Genomic DNA, 17862 nt, shown 5'->3' on the forward strand with positions numbered 1-17862 from the left:
ACCTTCGGAGCGAAACGGACTTAAAGTCACAACGAAAAAGTTAAGGTCGAAACCTTAACTTTTTTAGATTCTCAGACATATAAAAAAACGGCATCTGCCGTTTTTTTGTCTATAATTAGTTACGACGTGTACGTCTGTCAACAAATCCAAGGAAGGCCAATAGGGTCATAAAGAGACCTGCAAGGCTGAATCCTGCTGCAGTTGACTCACCTGTTTCTGGCAAGCTGTCTGCTTCTTGTACAGGAGCTTGTTTCTCAGCTTTGGTTTGACCATAATTTACAGAAATTTGAGTTGTAGGTTGAGCTACTTTTTCTTGTGTTGTGAAAGCAACAACTTTACCATCTACATCGTAAACAGGTACTGGTGTAAGACCTTTAGATGTAATGTTAGCGAACTCTTTAGCCAATTGTGTTTGACGCTCTTTGTCTGCCTTAGCTTTCATGTAGTTATCGAAGGCTGTTTGAACAGTCGTGTATTCGCTCGTTAATTTATCACGCTTAGCTGACAATTCAACAAGTTTCGCACGTTCAGTTGAAAGAGCACCTTTGGCTGCAGTAAGTTTGGCAAAGGCTGTTGCACGTTCTGCTTTAGCCTTAGCTAGGTTACCTGAAGCATTTGTAAGGGCTGCTAGACGGTTCTTAGCAGCAGTCAAAGCTTGGTTAGCTTGTGTCAATGCTACTTGTTTCTTAGCAGTATCTTGCTTAGCAGCGTTGTATGCATTTGTCAAACGTTGCAAGGTTGCAGAACTTGTCGCAAGTTTATCTTTAGCTGTTTTAAGCTCTGCTTGTTTTTCATCAAGAGTTGCTTGAGCTTTGCTAAGGGCTGCTGCTTTTTCTTGAGCGTTAGCATTAAGGCTTTCAACTGCAGCGTTAGCTTTTTCCAATTCTGATTTAGCAGTTGCAAGGGCTGCTTGTTTTTCAGAAAGGTTATTCTGAGCAGCTGCCAACTTGCTTGCAGTCGCTTTAAGAGCTGCAAGTTCTGACTGAGTATTCTTAAGCTTAAGAGTTGCTGACTCAGAAGCCGCTTTCTTGCTAGCCAAGTCACTTTGAGCTTGATTGTTAGCTTGCTTAGCAGCTTCATAAGCTGCTTTTGCAGCTGCTAGATTTGTATTTGAAGATGATTGAGATTGGTTACCTTCATATGGGTTAGCAATCTTAGTTGTGTCAAAGCTACTATCAGAAGCGATAGAATTTTTATTGACATTGTTTACGTGAACGTTAAAGGCACCTGCAACAACACTGATATCAGTACCAATGTAAGACTCGCCACCATCTGCTGTAAGTCCAGAAATAGAACGAGCGTGGTTCCACTCTTTACCGTTAAACATGAAGTCAAGCATAGCTTCATAAACATATTTCTTAATGTCATTAAGGGTAAATGGTCCTGTCAAACCTTGCCATGTATTAAGATTTTCACCAATACTTACGCTATTAAATGACTTACCAGCACGGTCAAGGGCTGCACTATCATGTCGTTTCGTACTGATAGATTCCCAACCCCAGTTATCTGCTACATAACCATCTGAAACACGATCAGCCGCAAGAACACTACCTTTTGAAACAGATGTTTGAGTTGTACCAAAAGCTGTACGAATTTGGTTAATCAAACTTGAAGCATACAATGACAAATCTGTAATTTGAGCTTCACTAAGGTTATTCAAATCACTAATTTTAACATTTTTATCCGCTTCATTATCTTGATAACTATTGTTACCACGATCACGTTTGTTAACGTTCTTCAAGACTTGTTCAGCTTGAGCTTTTTCCGCTGCTGTCGCTGTTTTAGACTCATGAATCTTAAGAGCATTGACATACTCTTGTGACACTGAGAATTTTTGACGAACATTAGCTGTTGAAGTTGTTGAAGATTCTGCTTTTTTCTTAGCTGCTTCAGCGGCTGCAAGAGCAGCTGCCTTTTCATTAGCTACTGTTTGAGCAGTCTCATAAGCTGCTTTAGCTTGGTTTGCTGCATTTTGATCTGCAGTCAATTGCCCTTCTTTAGCTGCAATAGCAGTAGCTTTTTCTTTATCAGCTGCCTGAGCGGCTGCCAATTCTTCTTGAGCTTTTTTCTCAGCTGCTGTTGCAGCATCAAAAGCTGATTGTGCTTTAGCTTGGTTTGAAGCTGCCTCAGAAGCACTAGAACCATTAAGAGCTGCTTTAGCGGCATCTACTGATTTTTGAGCATTAGCCACTTCAGTAGCTTTAGCATTGACATTAGCTTGATCTGTATTAACGACAGCTTGCTGTTTGTCTGCTGCATCTTTAGCAGTTTTTTCTGCTGATTGAGCTGTTTCGACTGCTGACTTAGCTTCCTTAGCTGCATTTTCAGCAGTAGTTACTTGACCTTGAGCGGCAGCAATAGTTTCTGGACTTGCTTCATCGGCTGCTGTTTGTGCCTTTTGCAAGTTAGCATCTGCTGTCGCTAGGTTTGCTTGAGCCTGGTTTGCAGCTGCTTCATGATTAGCAACAACTGACTCTTGTTGCGATACTGCTTGATTTGCAGCGCTGGCTTCTTCTCTAGCCGCTTCGACTTGGGCTTGAGTTGGGACAGCTTGTGTAGCTGTCGATGATACTGATGCTGTTGTTGAGGCTTGATCGTTTGTCGTTACCTCATCAGCTTTAGCAACTGTAGCAGAAACTGCAAGTGCTGCAATTCCAGCTGTCGCCAAAACCTTTTTATTCATAAGACGAACTCCTTTTTATGTTAAAAATTCACTACTATATAATAACATTTTAATAATCCTGAAACAAGATGCTGACTCCTAATTTTTAAAATTTAATTATTTTATAAGCTTTCATAGCCTGTTTACAAAAATCATTAAATTGTTAGTCAAAAGTAGAGTTGCTGTTTCAAAGTCCTTTTTTAGTCTTTGATTCTGCCTTATCCTTTTATTCTATCAAAACTTCGTTACAGTTTCTTAACTTTCTTTAAACGTTTTTTTGATATAATGTGTACTCATTATATGCAAATGGAGGAGCAAAGTGGCAAAAACATTAAAAACATTGAGTAACATCTTACTAGGAATGCTCTCACTGGCCTTGTCTTATTGGTTTTATAGGGGGCATCTCGAACAGTACGTTCATTACATCGCCCATTATGGCTCCTACTTTCAAGTCTTACTCAATCTAGTCATTATTGTCCTACTGAGTTACTTTGTCTACGCTTTTTTGAAACTCCTTCTGACTAGAAAGCTGAAAAAACAGACACTGCTCCTACTCTACTTCATTTACTTTCTTGCTCTCTTCTACCTACTTTTCTTGAAAAACATTGGTACCCAGGGTCTATCACTTAACCCCCTTTCCTTCGCTCGGGAATTATACTGGGGCAGCCACTTCGTTCCCATCATGAACCTGTTAATGTTCATCCCTCTGGGACTCCTCTTTTCTTCACGATTGAGTAATCTCCTACTCTGTCTCCTTACCCTTTTCTCCGTCGAATCCATTCAGTACTTCGGATATTTAGGAGTCTTTGATTTGGGAGATATCACCTTAAATATGTTAGGTATCCTTATCGGAACTGCTATTCATCAACTCCCTCAATTTCAAACAATTATCAAAAAGATTTTAAGTTAAAAAACTTCCAGAATTAATTTTGGAGTTTTTTTGCTCTATAGATTAATCATCGTCAGAAAGTTTTATATGAATACAGAAAAACAGCCCTCTATATCTAGAGAGCTGTTTTGAACTCGGGCTAAAATCCTAGTGAAAAAGATGGAACTCCTTGTGTTCTTTGAACACGACGTCGTTCCCCTATTTTCATACGGATTTTTTACGCCCTTAGCATCGTTATTAACGACGAAGTCCGAGTGAGCTGATCAACTCACGGTAACGGTTAACGTCTGTGCGGCGAAGGTATGCCAACAAGTTACGACGGTGACCGATTTTTTTCATCAAACCACGGTAAGTAGCGTGGTCTTTTTTGTGTTGTTTAATGTGTTCGTTAAGGTGGTTGATTTCCCAAGTAAGGACAGCAACTTGAACCTCTACTGAACCAGTGTCACCTTCGTGACGTGCGTATTGAGCAATGATTTCATTTTTTTTCTCTTTTGAGATTGCCATGTTTTTTCTCCTTTTTTTGCTCCATCCGAGTCTTAGGATTGGCTCTCCTAAAACCAAGAAAGAGTTGGTTTGTCTTTACGACCTCTCTATTTTAGCTCATCTACTAATCTTTGTCAATCGCAAGATTTCACTGATTAAGTTTTTGAAGCTTAGACTTTTTTGGTCATTTTTGCATTCAGAAAGAATCCAAGGAAAAGTAGGAAACTTACAATAGCATAGGCTAGAAAAATCCAACTAAAACTTGGAGATATGAGTGCCAATAATTTCAAAACATAAGGGGAAATGGCTGACCCTAGGTTACAGCCTAAGAGGACATAGGCTGTCGCCTTGTTCAACAGATTTCTAGCAATAGACTCAGAAAGTCGGTTAAAGATAATTGTCAAAATAATACTATAAAAGAAACCAACACCAACTGAAGATAAAATCAAAATCGGTAAGTTACCAGCCACTGACATCCCAAAGAGACAAACCGCTAACAAGAACATCACTATAGGCAAAAGACGATTTTTAAAATGTCCTATAAGTGAGGCGAAACTCAGTCCAGCTACAATTCCAACTCCCTGCTCTAAACTCAATACTAAGGCTGATTGACCACTCTCAATAGTCTTACCAGCAACTTGAAACAGAGGCACGCGCAAACTAATCGAAGAATTGATACAGATGACAAAGCCTGCTAAAAGAGCCATGCCAAGAATCATACCAAGGTCTTTTTTGTTCAGAACCTGTTTTCTTTTTGTAATCTGCTTCTTCTCCACCTGCTCCATCGTTGGCACAAAAAGGAGATACATAATCAAAATCACAAAACCAAAACCATAGATAAGAAAGGCAAAGGTCCAATGAATTTTCAGTAATTGTCCAACCAAAAGGGAACAAGAAGCTCCACCAATCAACTCCATAGAGCCACGAATACCTAACATCTGAACCCGCTCTTTACCTTGATAACGTTGACTGATGATGGCAATCGCCTTAGCATTGATAAGACCAATCCCCATTCCAAAAGCAATACGTGACAGTAAGACAAGAGGATAGGCTTGTACAAAAAAAGGAAAAATCCCAGCACTACTAAGTAAGAGCAATCCAGTCACAATTAGCTGTCTATCACTTAACCATTTGTCAATAAATGAATTAAGCAAGAGCATCGTGACTACGGAAAATGAAGGGACAGATACTAAAAGCTCCACTTGCGCGGCAGAAAAGGTTGGGCTATAGTAGTCCAACATAGGTGGTAACGCTGTTGAAATCGAAAAGGCCGAAATCAAGAGCAAGGATAGCCCAAGCAGGCTCGTTTTTTCTAAAGTTCGTGTCATAATATAGGGATAAGAAGATCCTTTCCTTACTTGTCTAATAGTTATTTTTTCATTATAATCTAAGGAGACTTTAAAAAATAGGACCTAGGTCCTAAAAAAGGAGATGTATGCGTAATCATGCCATAAGACCTCAACTTGACCGGGTCTTTCCACCCCCCTACCTCAACCAATTACAGAAAGTCACCTTTCAAAAGAACGATTATATTTGTACCCAAGGGCAAGCTATCACTGAGCTGACCTACATTTTATCAGGAAAGGTAAAAATTGTTCGTTCTCTCTTCAATGGTAAAGAACATATCCTAGAAACGCTCAATCAGCCTCAGATATTGGGAGATGTAGAACTCATGACCAACCAACCAGCAGGATCATCAGTCATTGCTTTAGAAGAGGTTCAAGCAGTACAGCTCCCATTAAATAATAAAGAAGAACTCCTCAAAGACCCTGTTTTTCTCTACCAAATTGGACGTAACCTGGCTATGGCACTGCATAAGCAAGGTATCACTGCCTCAACGAATGCTAGCTACTCTGTCAAAGAGCGTCTGGCCACCCATATTTTGAATAGTGAAGAAGAGAATATCTTTCAATTATCGCCATCTATTTTAGCTTCCCGTTTTGGGACTAGCTATCGTCATGTACAGCGAGTCATCAAACAATTTATCGACCAGAGGATTATCGAAAAAGAGGCCTTTAAGACCTATCGTATTTTAGAGAGACAAACCTTGGAAAAACTGGCTTTTATCGATTAGAAAAAGCCTCACTTTAACCCTTGATGGTTTAATTTTCAACCCTTTTGTGCTATAGTTATAAACAAGTAAATCAAAGAAAATAGAGGTAAACAAATGGATGCTCAAACCAAAATTATCCGCGCCAGCCATATGATTGATATGAATGATATCATTCGCGAAGGAAATCCAACCTTGCGTGCTGTCGCTGAAGATGTAACCTTCCCACTATCAGACGAAGACATTATCCTAGGCGAAAAAATGATGCAGTTTCTTCGTAACTCACAAGATCCTGTTATTGCCGAAAAAATGGGGCTTCGTGGGGGAGTCGGTCTTGCAGCCCCTCAATTAGATATTTCAAAACGCATTATCGCTGTTCTCGTTCCAAACCCTGAAGACGCTGAAGGTAATCCACCAAAAGAAGCATATAGTCTTCAAGAAATCATGTACAACCCTAAAGTAGTTGCCCATTCTGTTCAGGATGCTGCTTTGGGCGATGGCGAAGGATGCCTCTCAGTTGACCGCGACGTTCCTGGTTACGTGGTTCGTCATGCTCGAGTAACTGTTGAATACTTCAACAAAGAGGGCGAAAAGCAACGTGTTAAACTCCGTGGTTACAACTCAATCGTTGTTCAACATGAAATCGACCATACTAACGGTATCATGTTCTACGACCGCATCAATAAAGACAATCCATTCGCCATCAAAGATGGACTCTTAATTATCGAATAAAGAAAACCTCAGTAGAAATACTGGGGTTTTAGTTTGAAGATAAGGCCTTAGTGCCACTTTATAGCTAAGTTAAAGTAGAAAAGAACCGACTTCGTCGATTCTTTTTTCATTGGTCTGAACCTGTCCTCAGACAAGCATATTGTAAAGTGTTTCGTTACCGTGAAGGTTGATATAACTTGGGTCAAAGGCCGAAAGACGTTCGAGAAGTCCATCATAGTCGTTCTTATCGCTAAGAGCTATACCAATGAGAACTGGGCCTTTTCCTTTATTAGCTCGTTTGATGTACTCAAAACGAGTGATATCATCATTTGGTCCCAAGATATCATTTACAAATTCACGAAGGGCACCAGGACGTTGTGGGAAGTTAACCACAAAGTAATGCTTGATACCATCGTAGATAAGCGCACGTTCTTCCATCTCTGGCATACGGTTGATGTCATTGTTACCACCTGAAATGATGCAGACGATGGTTTTTCCTTTAATCTCATCTTTAATCACTTCCAAAGCCGCTACTGACGCCGCACCTGCGGGTTCTGCAATGGTACCAACCTTAGAGTACATATCAATTAAGGTTTCTGAAATCAAGCCTTCATCAACTCCCAAGAGGCGGTCAACATATTTACGTGCGACTTCATAGGTCTTGACACCTACCTTTTGAACAGCAATCCCGTCCGCAAACTTATCAATTTCTTCGAGTTTTACAGGATAACCACGGTCAAAGGCAGCACGCATACTACGAGCACCACTAGCCTCAACACCAATAACCTCCATAGACGGTGCTACATCCTTGATATAAGTAGCTACACCAGAGATAAGGCCGCCACCACCTACTGGAACCAAGATACTATCGAAGGAAACACCTTCCTCTTGAGCCTGCTCATAAATTTCATAAGCAACAGTTCCTTGACCTGCTTGGACATTATAATCGTCGAATGGATCAATGAAAGTCATCCCTTCAGACTTGGTATATTCCTGTGCTGCTTGAGCAGAAGCATCAAAGGTATCTCCTACCAATTTGATTGTTACAAACTTGCCACCAAAGAAACGGACTTGACCAATTTTTTGGAGAGGCGTTGTTACTGGCATAAAGATGGTTGCCGGAATCTTCATCTCGTTACAAGTGTAGGCAACCCCCTGAGCATGGTTTCCGGCTGATGCACAAACCACACCACGCGCCTTATCCTCATCACTCAATTGATGGATAGCATAGTAGGCTCCACGCAATTTGAAAGAGCGTACCTTTTGCATATTTTCTTTTTTAATATAAATGGTCGCCCCGTATTTTTCAGATAAGTAGCGATCAAAATCTAGTGGTGTGCGTTCCACCACGTTTTTTAAGACTTCATTAGCCTTTACGATATCATTTGCAGTAATCATTGGCTCTCCTTTGACACAATATTCAAACTATTTCTATTGTATCACAATTTTCAGAAAAAATAGCAGCCAGTATAAAGAAAACTCCTTGTTTACACAAAGAGTTCTACTTATTATTTATCAACTTTTTTTGACATCAAGAAGTTACGAAGAGCTGCAAGGGTTGCCGCACCTGCAAGGACAATAGCTGTAAGGATAGCTACAGCATGCTCTCCCCACTTGTGAGATTTTGCTGTTTTAGCAATTGTAGCCTTAAGATCTTCAGTTGTTCCTTTTTCACCTGCTTGCGTCGTTGTCTTACTTGCAAGGTTAAGATCTTGACTACCATTGTAAGTGTTATCTGACGAAGCTGTATTGACAAGGTCTTGACGGCTACTGCGAGTATAGCTGACCTTTGTTGTAATGCTATCAATCATCTCAACAATATTTCTGATTGTTGTTGCATCGTACAAGCCACCCTCAGTATCTTTCAAGATAGATACTGCTAATTTTTCAATAGAGGCTTCTGAAGAAGCTGCTACCATAGAGTGGGATTCTGAGCTTGCTGTTTCTGAATATCTTGCATAGTTGCTAAAGAGTGACGCTGCTTCTGTAATCGTTTCAGAAGTACTTGGCAAGGTTTCTGAGACGCGAGGAGCTACAGAGAGTCTATTCCAACTATTGATGTTTTCTGATAGTCCATCAAGGATGACTTCCTCAGATGTGCTTACTGTTTCTGAAATCGCTGAAGTCACTTCTGAAGTGCTCACTTGACTTTCTGATTCTGTCAATGAAACAGCTGGTTCTTCAACTACTTCTGATTCTGAAACGACTGTGCTGATTGAAGTCTCTGATTCAGATGCTGAAGTCTCTGAAGTTGATGCTTCTGAGATAATATCAGTTTCTGAGACCTTAGATGATACTGTTGTGCTTTCTGATACTTCTGACGGAGCAACTGAGACAATTGTGCTTGTAGTTTCTGAAACAAGGCTAGTACTTGCCTGACTCTCTGATTCTGTCAAAGAAGCCACTGGTTCAACTACTGCATGTGATTCTGAAATTGCTGTCGTCGTTGAAATTGCTGACTCTGAAGTTGATGCTACTGAACTATTTTCAGTTTCTGATGCTTCCGATGATACTGTTACACTTTCTGATACTTCTGATGAGACTGTTGAGGCAGCTGTGCTTGCAGCCTCTGAAGCTGGTGTAGTGATTGAATCTGATGCTACTGTACCTTGATCCGTATTAGATACTGAGTTGTCATCTTTCTTATCATGTGCGGTCTCTGACACAGCTATCGCCACTGGAACAGCTGCTGAGTTTACTAACTCGTCAACTGATGGTGCTGGTTTAGTTGTTTCATCGAGTTTAGGAGCTTCAACAGATGGTTTAGTATCAGTTGGAGACTCTGAATCTTTGGTTACTGTTGTATTTTCTGATTTAGCTGTTTCTGAGCTTGCTTCAGATGTTACGGTATTATCTACTTTCTTACCAGCTTGGTTAGTAACTGGTTTCAAGATAACTGGTTCTACCGGTGTTGCTGTTGTGTCTTCCTTGATATAGAGCATGTTCCAAAGAGTTAGTTTAGGAACTGAAATGACAAGCACTGGTTGACCATTTTCATCTGTTTCAAGACTTGCTTGTGCCTTCTTCATGCTTGAAGTTGCCCAATCATCTGGTGACGTCACATAGACTTGATCGGCAATTTTAGCAGCTTCTTGAGCCGTTTTACCTGCTAGGCTAAGACGAACTGTGAGATTTTCTTGAGCGTCCGGTGTTTTATTGTCCGCATAACCCTCTTCATTATGCCAGCCCGCATTGATGCCCATCATATTAATCATTTGAACAGTTGAGAAACCTTTTCCTGATTTAGCAAATGTCCAAACTTGATTTCCTGTCACACCAAGAGCATCTTTAGAAAGGATTTCACCAGAAGCATTCTTTGTAGATACAGACTGAGTGCTGTTTGTCACACCCTCACCACGGAGAAGATTTTCATAAGCAGTGATGAACTGTTGGTAATTGTAAAGCTTACGAATAGTGTCCCTAGCTACACTGAGGTATTGCGTTGGGTAATAAGCACTTTGAAGAACGTTAAGGGCTGCATTAGCATTGGCAAGGGCTGCAATGGACATGTGATAGCCACCGGCTGCAGCTACTGTCGCATCTACGAGAAGTGTCGCATCAGCTTGCAATGGTTTACCAGCAAGGGCATCTTTACCCGCACCGTTAGTTGCTTTTCCGCCAGGAACAGTATAGTCAATACCTGGTTCTTCCATGTAGGCACCAACGATAAGTGATTTACCAGTTTTATTGCGTACCATATCGATACGTGCTTTCAAATCACCATAGGCAACCTGCATACGTCCTGGAATAACTGAACCACCGTTTGTCCAAAGCTCATTATAAACAACATCTTGACGTGCCTTGGCTAGTTTATCATCATTACCACCATTGACATCATTGATTGTGATGTAGTACTTTTCACCGATGAGGTCCTTCATGGCATTAATAAATGACGCATATGAATCAGACATCATGTGTGAGTCAGCCTCGTCTGTGCTGTTACGGTGCTCATAATCAGTCACACGGTTGTCACCAATTGTATCACCTTGCCAACCATCGAATCCCATACGATCCATAGCTGATTTCATGACACCTGCGATATATTTTTGCCAATCTGGATTCGCTGGATCATAGTAAACTTGAGTTGGGTTATCACCGATAGTGTAAGTCATCGGTTCACCCTTCTTACCAAAGCTATCGTAGAAGTTATAAGCCAAAGCAGCAAGTGGAAGTGCTGGATTCTTTGGATTTGAATCTGCTGAAATCATGTTATAAAGCATGGCAACAGCACCTGACTTATGCACTTGATCAACTAATTCTTTAACAGCCTTAGTATCAACCTGAGTGTGACTCCAGGTATTCCATTTTTGAACAAAGCTATCAACACCCTCTGGGAAAGGATCTGTAGCTTCACTATATGCATCATAGAAGAAGTATGAGTTGATATTCATAGACTTCATGAGCTCAAGCTCTTTACGGTAGGCTTCAAGATTTTTAACAAGAATACTGTTTTGATCAGTTGGCGAACCTGCTACGATACCGTAACGTGGGAAAACTGTCCAATCATCTTCAACAGACAAGCCAGCACGCTTGCTTGACAAAGTACTACCTGATTTATCGTTGACACTGATTGTCACTAAGTAACCTGTATTGTTTGTCAACCACTCTGACGCTACTGTCAAGTTTGAAACCTTAGCTGAAGCTCCTGCCGCTAGCGTGAGGTCAACGTTATCTTGACCGATAATTTCTGAAGCATGTTGAAGTGTCAAGTTGACAGTCATCGTCTTAGTTTCTGCTGTTGGATTAGATACAACAACGGAATAATTAATATCACCATCTGTCTTGCTATAAGCTGCTTTTGTTGTTTCTGGATCTGTCAAGTAGGCATCACCATTCAAGTTTTGCTCTGTCACTTCTGTAACTGGTGTTACTTGAGCAGTTGAATGGCGTCCTGCTTCAGTAGCATTATCAGATGATAATGTGATGGTTTCCACAGCAGCTGATTCAGGAGCTAGTGCTTCACTGGCTACAAGCGTTTCTGAGCTAGCACTCTCTGCTGGCACAGCTTGTGAAAAGATTGTAGAAGCTGTCGCTATTGTTGCAGTATCTGTCGCAACAGCGGCAGATGATGGACCTACTTCTGTTGTCGCTACTGGAGCAACGGCCTCAGTCGGTACCACCACCAAGTTATCTGCTTCAGTTGTAATAACTGGTTTTGTTGCTTCTGAACTGACCACGTTATCTGCCTTGGCGACTTGATTCATCCCTAGGACACCACCGGCTACAAACAAACCTGATAATAATTTAGTTGACGCTACTTTCTTTGACATATCTCTCTATCCCTCTAAAAAGTTTAAATCACCTCGGCGTTTCAAATTATCACTATTTGTATTTGCATGCTGTAAACTCGAGTTATTTTTAGTTTCATAAAAATCGCTTGGTGTTTCTTATGAAACTAATGTTAACTTAATCTTTTTTGTAAGACAAGGGAATTTCCGGTAATCCTCGTAAACGGTAATTTTTTCATCATGAATGGTCAGGTTTTTTCAGAAATTTGAGAATAACATTTTCTAATTTCATTAAATATTCACTTGATTCAGTCTACTTAAAATGACAAAAATAAATCCCAAATAATGAAAATCCATCACCTAAATAGTTCATGCGATGAGAATAAAAAACCACCTCTCACACAAGGCGAGAAATGGTTTGTTTATCGATTTTTAGTATCTAAAATAATGGTCACAGGTCCGTCATTAACCAGACTAACCTGCATATCTGCGCCAAAACGTCCTCTTTCTACAGGAACATGAGTTGACAAGGATTGGTTGAAATCGTCATAGAACTGGCTAGCCATGTCGGGCTTTGCAGCACCCGTAAATGCTGGTCGATTCCCCTTTTTCGTATCTGCAAAAAGCGTAAACTGAGAAATCGACAAAATTTGGCCACCAATATCCTTAACAGAAAGATTCATCTTGCCATCTTCATCTGAAAAAATGCGCATATTGACAATCTTACGAACTGCATACTCTAGGTCCTCTTTGGTGTCCTCGGGACCAACTCCAACCAAGAGTAAGAGTCCCTGCTTAATAGCGCCAACCGTACAATCCTCAATAACCACAGAGGCACTTTGCACACGCTGAATTACAATCTTCATCGCAGTAACTCCTTAACCATTCGTACGTTTAACACTGTAAACATCAGGGATAATTTTAATCTTATCCACAAGACCAGTCAATTCAATAAGGTTTGCAATTTCAAAGCTAACGTGAATATTGGCAAACTTCATGTCCTTAGTCGGTTGTGCATTGACCGTAGCAATGCTCTTGGTCGTATTTGACAAGATTTGAAGAACATCATTCAATAGACCAGAACGGTTAAGGCCATAGATGTCAATCTCTGCCAAATAAGATTTATTGGCATTACGTTCATCCCACTCCACTTCGATTAGACGTTGCTCATAACCTTCTTGACTCTTGATATTATTACAATCTGAACGGTGAATAGCAATTCCACGGCCCTTGGTGATATAACCTTCAATCTCATCTCCAGGTACTGGGTTACAGCACTTAGCGATACGCATGAGGAGACCTGAAGCACCTTGAATGATGACGCCATTTTCACTCTTAACCTTGAGAACTTCTTTCTTCTCAGTCTTAACTTCGCCACCGTTCATTAGCTCTTCAGCTTCAGCTTTTGCCTTCGCACGCTCTTCCTCACGGCGTTCTTTTTCTGTCAAACGATTGAAAACAGCAGCAGCACTAATTTCACCAAAACCAACAGCGGCATAGAGAGCTTCTTCACTACGCACACTCATACGGGGGAGAATTTCCTCAATATGTTTCTTGTCTAGGTACTTATTGGCAACATAACCATGCTCTTGGAAGTAGGCAATCAAAAGCTCACGACCCTTGGTGATAGAGGCTTCCTTGTCCTGATTTTTAAAGAATTGACGAATTTTATTTCTGGCCTTGGTGGTCTTAACCATCTTAATCCAGTCACGGCTAGGACCAAAGGAATTGGCATTGGTAACAATCTCAACCACATCACCTGTCTTGAGTTTGGCAGTCAAGGGCACCATACGGCCATTAACCTTAGCACCTGTGGCCTTCTCACCGACTTGAGTATGGATGGCATAGGCAAAGTCAATAGGTCCTGAATCTTTAGGCAGTTCCTGAACAGCACCATTTGGCGTAAAGACATAAATACGCTCTGAGAAGATATCCTCTTTAACAGAGTCAACAAACCCCATAGCATCACCATTTGAGGCGTCTTGAAGTTCAACAAGATCTTTAATCCAGTTCATTCCCAAAGCAGACTCTTTCGAATCTACCTTGCCCTTGATACCTTTCTTATAAGCCCAGTGAGCTGCAACCCCGTATTCGGCAACTTGGTGCATTTCCTTGGTACGGATTTGGATTTCAATAGGTCCTTTTGGCCCATAAACCGTTGTATGGATAGACTGGTAACCATTGGATTTAGGATTAGCAATATAGTCTTTAAAACGGCCAGGCATCGGACGCCAGAGCTCATGGATGTATCCCAACATAGCATAAACATCACTATGCGTCTCCATGACACAACGGATGGCAATCAAATCATAAATTTGATCGAAGCGCTTTTTCTTGTCGCGCATCTTACGGTAAATAGAGTAGATATGCTTTGGACGACCATAAACATCACCAACAAGTCCTTGTTCAGCTGTGTAAGTCTTAATTTTATCGACAATCTCGTCCACAAGTTCCTCACGCTCACGACGTTTTTCCTTCATCATGTGAGAAATCTTGTAGAATTCCACCTCATTAAGGTAACGGAAGGACATGTCTTCCAATTCCCATTTGATACGACTAATACCCAGACGGTGGGCCAAAGGAGCATAGATTTCCATAGTTTCGCGAGAAATGCGCTCTTGCTTATCCTTACGAAGATGCTTAAGGGTACGCATATTGTGCAAACGGTCGGCCAATTTAACCAAGATGACACGGATATCCTTAGACATGGCCATAAGCATTTTACGGTGATTTTCAGCCAACTGTTCCTCGTGAGACTTGTACTCAACCTTACCAAGCTTAGTAACACCGTCCACGATATTTCGTACATCTGTACCAAAATCCGCTTCCAAATCATCAAGCGTTTTTTCGGTGTCTTCAACGACATCGTGTAAGAAACCACAGGCTACTGTCACTGCATCAAGATGGAGATCTGCCAAGATACCTGCCACTTGAATAGGGTGAATAATATAAGGTTCTCCTGACTGACGAAATTGCCCACTATGAGCATCTGTCGCATAATGCCAGGCTTTTTCAACTAATTTCAAATCATCTGCTGACATGTAGGCCGAGCAAATGTCTAAAATTTCTTCTCCTGTTACATTTTTATCTTTAGCCATGATTTCTTCCTTCGCTTCTTTTAATAACCTTTATTTTATCACTTTTACAAGTAAAGAAAAAGAGCTAGATAGGCAATTCTTAAGCACAAGGAGCTAACTTGAAAAGCACAATATCTTGTGTTAGAATGATTGAACAAACACAAGATATAGATAGAAAGAGGACGCTTATGTCTCAACTTACCCTCGTTTATATTAGTCTAAGTGGTAATACACAAAGCTTTGTCAAACGTATGTCTGACTATTTGTCCCTCAACCACGGGATTGAATGTCGCCAAATCAATATTAAAGAGCTTAATCATGAAACCTTCCAAGTAGATGAACCCTTTGTCGCACTCTTACCAACCTACCTTGAAGGAGGAAATGGCGTTGACAATGGAGATGTTGAGATCCTAACCAATCCACTGGGTGACTTTATCGCGGCCCATGGCAATCACGAACGTTGTTTTGGTATCATCGGTTCTGGTAACCGTAACTTCAATAACCAGTACTGCCTAACCGCCAAACAGTACAGTCAACGTTTTGGCTTCCCAATGTTGGGAGACTTCGAGCTACGCGGCACACAGTCTGATATCGAACGTCTGGCACCTATTATCCTAGAAGCCCAAAAGAACTTTAACCAACGCTAAAACTAGAGCAAAAAAGCCCTGTCAGGGGCTTTTTCCTTTGCTTAATTTTTTTCGTGTTTTTTAATTCCAAAGAACCCAGCCAAGGTCATAAGAACCAGACCAGCTAAAGTTGCTGACACAGATTCGTCTGAACCAGTGTTTGGCAAGGCCTTAACTGAACTTGAACCTTGAGCTTCTTGTACTTGAGCTTGAGGCAAGATAACGACTTGAGCATTTGACAATTGGATAGCTGGGGCAGGTTTAGCCACGCTGGCACCTACAGTAGCTTTTGGTGTCTCACGCTTAGTTTGATCCGCTGTCTCAGAACCTTTTGGTGACTTCTCAGATTCTTTATTAGTCGTATCCTCAACTTGATTTGTCTTTTCCTTAACAATCAAGCGGTACTCTGCAAATCCTGCTTGTGTTGATGGTCCTACATAACTAATGGCATCCTGACCAGCAAGGTGGGCACGCGCATTGTCAGATGAGGCAAAACGGATATCTGCATTCGTAATATTAGGGACGAAACTCCAATTTCCATCGGCAGTTGGGTTAATTGTCTTCTCGCTAACGATATAATCAATGATGGCCTGACGATTCTCAAGATTGAGGAGGCGTTTTTCGGCAGCATCTTTAACACCAGGGAAGTTACCAGTCGCACGATAGTTGTTAGTCACGACAAGGAAAGTCTGATTCAAATCAATAGGTTTACCTTGATAAGCCAAGTCACGAACACGGCTAGCGTCTGGGTTAACCAACTTACCTTCGCGATCGTATTTGTTAGGTTGTGTCAAATCAAACTTATAAGTCAACCCATCAATCACATCATAATTGTATGAGCGATAGCTACTGTTAATGAGTTGCTGTGGTTCTTTGCTGTTAGGATCAATTTGATTGAACTGTCCTGCAGACATTTCCAACCATTCTTTAATTTGTGCCCCAGTCACTTTGAGTAGGGCAGTAACATTGTCGTAGAGGTAGAGGTCTGCGACGTTCTTAATGGCCAATGGGCCAGCTGGGATATCGGTATAGTAGGTCGCATCCCCACGAGTCCCTGCCTTGAAAGGTGCTGCAGCTGAGAGGAGTGGAAGATTCTCATCTGCTGTTCCCGCTACTTGTTTTTTAGCATACCATAGTTGTGCATTATTAACGATTTGAATAGATGGATCATCCTGAACCTGAGCAAAGTAGCTAGTAATTGGTGCAGTAGTCTCACCAACTTCCTTACGTACATAGTTGATTGTTCCATTATGGTCATGAGCTGCCATGTCAATTAAGTCCTTGTCCGCAACATCTGACTTAGTATCAATCTTTTCAAGCTTAGCCTTACTATTGACAACTTTCCATTTGCCGTCCGTGTAAGTCAATTTGACATCCATGATACCTAGATGATCTCCGAATTTACCAGCCATAACCACGGGCTTCCCATTGATGAGACCATTGACATCATCTACACCAGGGTATTTTGCATAAAAACTTGTGCCATCTCCATTTGGGAAATCAGCGTGAGAATGCCCTGTCGCAACAGCATCAACGCCTTCGATACCAGCAATTTGGTAACCTTCATTTTCCTCATTCTTAGTGTATTCATTGTCACCAATACCAGAGTGAGCAGCAACAAGGATAAAGTCAGCTCCTGCAGCCTTCATCTTAGGAACGATAGCCTTAACAGCCTCCATTGGATCATCAACAGTTACCTTACCTTCAAGGTTGGCCTTATCCCAAACCAAAATCTGTGTTGGAAGGACACCAGTAATACCGATTTTTAGTGTTACCTGTTTGCCGTCCGTATCAGTAAAGGTCTTGTTAACAATCTTATAAGGGTTGTAATAGTAATCACCAGTCTGAGCATTACGCACATTGGCATTAATAATGTTAATCTTAGCAGCCTTAACCATACGATCCAAAAATTCTAGACCATAGTTAAACTCGTGGTTTCCAAGCGTTTCGGCGTCATACCCAAGCATCTCAAAAGCCTTATACATAGGGTGAGTCTCACCTTGGGCAACAGGGTCAATCAAAGCCTTATAAGTCCCAAAAGGAGTTCCCTGGATCGTATCCCCACTGTCCACTAAGACCGTATTGGGATTAGTTTCACGGGCTTTTTATTTGAAAAAAACATTAAAAATAGCG

General features: G+C 41.1%; 11 protein-coding genes and 1 pseudogene. 4 read left to right on the plus strand and 8 right to left on the minus strand.

The window, feature by feature from the left end; translation table 11 throughout:
* Window positions 1-115 precede the first annotated feature (115 nt).
* Window positions 116-2683 carry an SEC10/PgrA surface exclusion domain-containing protein gene (locus tag HMPREF2877_RS09720; protein ID WP_048790375.1) on the minus strand — a complete coding sequence of 856 codons (2568 nt, stop codon included), beginning with the start codon at window positions 2681-2683 and terminating at the stop codon, window positions 116-118.
* A 340-nt stretch (window positions 2684-3023) separates the two neighbouring features.
* On the opposite strand from HMPREF2877_RS09720, the gene HMPREF2877_RS09725 reads away from it, so the two are divergent.
* Window positions 3024-3572, plus strand: a complete 549-nt coding sequence (locus HMPREF2877_RS09725; protein WP_045771737.1) for a VanZ family protein — start codon at window positions 3024-3026, stop codon at window positions 3570-3572.
* Window positions 3573-3788: 216 nt separating this feature from the next.
* Here the strand turns inward: HMPREF2877_RS09725 and rpsO are convergent, their stop codons facing one another.
* A complete protein-coding gene (rpsO, locus tag HMPREF2877_RS09730; protein WP_002883618.1) occupies window positions 3789-4058 on the minus strand; it encodes a 30S ribosomal protein S15 in 270 nt (89 codons plus the stop codon).
* Window positions 4059-4207: 149 nt separating this feature from the next.
* Window positions 4208-5365, minus strand: coding sequence for an MFS transporter (locus HMPREF2877_RS09735; protein WP_014633673.1), 1158 nt, complete (start codon window positions 5363-5365; stop codon window positions 4208-4210).
* A 107-nt stretch (window positions 5366-5472) separates the two neighbouring features.
* Between HMPREF2877_RS09735 and HMPREF2877_RS09740 the strand changes: the two genes are divergently transcribed.
* Window positions 5473-6111, plus strand: coding sequence for a Crp/Fnr family transcriptional regulator (locus HMPREF2877_RS09740; RefSeq protein WP_014633674.1), 639 nt, complete (start codon window positions 5473-5475; stop codon window positions 6109-6111).
* A gap of 93 nt (window positions 6112-6204) precedes the next feature.
* Window positions 6205-6819, plus strand: coding sequence for a peptide deformylase (def, locus tag HMPREF2877_RS09745; protein WP_002883663.1), 615 nt, complete (start codon window positions 6205-6207; stop codon window positions 6817-6819).
* Between the two features lie 126 nt (window positions 6820-6945).
* On the opposite strand, the gene ilvA is transcribed toward def, so the two are convergent.
* From ilvA to HMPREF2877_RS09765, 4 genes are all read right to left on the minus strand, one after another.
* On the minus strand, window positions 6946-8196 hold the full coding sequence (gene ilvA / locus HMPREF2877_RS09750) for a threonine ammonia-lyase IlvA (protein ID WP_002883616.1): 1251 nt from the start codon (window positions 8194-8196) through the stop codon (window positions 6946-6948).
* 110 nt (window positions 8197-8306) lie between these two features.
* Window positions 8307-12068: a glycoside hydrolase family 66 protein gene (locus HMPREF2877_RS09755; RefSeq protein WP_070579801.1), complete on the minus strand. Its 3762-nt coding sequence runs from the start codon at window positions 12066-12068 to the stop codon at window positions 8307-8309.
* A 380-nt stretch (window positions 12069-12448) separates the two neighbouring features.
* Complete coding sequence (gene dtd / locus HMPREF2877_RS09760) at window positions 12449-12892, minus strand: D-aminoacyl-tRNA deacylase (protein WP_002886426.1); 444 nt, start codon at window positions 12890-12892, stop codon at window positions 12449-12451.
* A gap of 12 nt (window positions 12893-12904) precedes the next feature.
* Window positions 12905-15124 carry a RelA/SpoT family protein gene (locus HMPREF2877_RS09765; RefSeq protein ID WP_002886425.1) on the minus strand — a complete coding sequence of 740 codons (2220 nt, stop codon included), beginning with the start codon at window positions 15122-15124 and terminating at the stop codon, window positions 12905-12907.
* 167 nt (window positions 15125-15291) lie between these two features.
* Here HMPREF2877_RS09765 and nrdI point away from each other — a divergent pair, with 167 nt between their 5' ends.
* Window positions 15292-15750 (plus strand): class Ib ribonucleoside-diphosphate reductase assembly flavoprotein NrdI, encoded by a 459-nt coding sequence (nrdI, locus tag HMPREF2877_RS09770; protein ID WP_002883589.1) that lies wholly within the window; start codon window positions 15292-15294, stop codon window positions 15748-15750.
* 41 nt (window positions 15751-15791) lie between these two features.
* On the opposite strand, the pseudogene HMPREF2877_RS09775 reads toward nrdI, so the two are convergent.
* A pseudogene (locus HMPREF2877_RS09775) lies at window positions 15792-17834 on the minus strand (bifunctional 2',3'-cyclic-nucleotide 2'-phosphodiesterase/3'-nucleotidase); the annotation flags it as partial.
* Window positions 17835-17862 lie beyond the last annotated feature (28 nt).

Source organism: Streptococcus sp. HMSC072D03 (assembly GCF_001812855.1).
GTDB lineage: Bacteria > Bacillota > Bacilli > Lactobacillales > Streptococcaceae > Streptococcus > Streptococcus salivarius_D.